Annotated in this window: 1 protein-coding gene; it reads left to right on the top strand. The window is 72.4% G+C overall.

Going from position 1 to position 717, the window contains the following annotated elements:
* Window positions 1–609 (top strand): hypothetical protein (locus DKL51_RS24790; protein ID WP_260428659.1); only part of this gene is annotated, 609 nt, incomplete at its 5' end.
* Window positions 610–717: the final 108 nt, after the last annotated feature.

The raw sequence follows: 717 nt of genomic DNA, 5'->3' as shown, positions 1-717 counted from the left end.
GTCCAGCCCGCGTCGGCGCCCCCGGTGCCCGGCCAGTACGCCCCGGGCGCGGCCCCGGTCTCCGGCCCGTCGTACACCACGCCGATGTCGGCCCCGCCGATGTCCGCCCCGCCGGTCTCCGGTCCGGGCTTCAACCAGCCGATGTCCGCCCCGCCCGGTTCCGTCCCGCCCTACGGGGCTCCGGTGGCCGGTGCCGGCAAGGGCAGGACCACGCTGATCCTCGCCGTCGTCGCCGGGCTGCTCTTCGTGCTGGGCGGCGTGATGACCGGCCTGTTCATCACCAAGAACAACGAGCTGAACCGCACCGAGAAGAACCTCACCGCGCAGGTCAGCGAGCGGGACGGCACCATCGCGGCGAACAAGCAGGAGATGGACAAGCTCAAGGCCGACCTGCAGACGGTGCGGGACAAGCTGGCCGACACCCAGCAGGACCTGACCGGTACCAAGAACGACCGGGACGAGCAGGCCCGGCAGAAGAAGGTCATCGCCACCTGCCTGGACAAGCTGACCACCGCCATGGCGGCCGCGTCGGCCGGCGACCGGGCCGCCTTCGACAAGGCCAACAAGGGCCTGAACAAGATCTGCGACGAGGCCGAGAACTACCTCTGATCCACCGGTCAGCAGCACGGGCCGCTCCGGGCAGCCGGGGCGGCCCGTCGCCGTCGAGGGGATCAGGCGGCGCCGGCGGCCCGGCGCGACGGCAGGGCCGTGACGCCG

Source organism: Micromonospora globispora, from assembly GCF_003857015.1.
Classification (GTDB): domain Bacteria; phylum Actinomycetota; class Actinomycetes; order Mycobacteriales; family Micromonosporaceae; genus Micromonospora; species Micromonospora globispora.
This window is presented reverse-complemented; position numbering and strand designations above follow the sequence as displayed.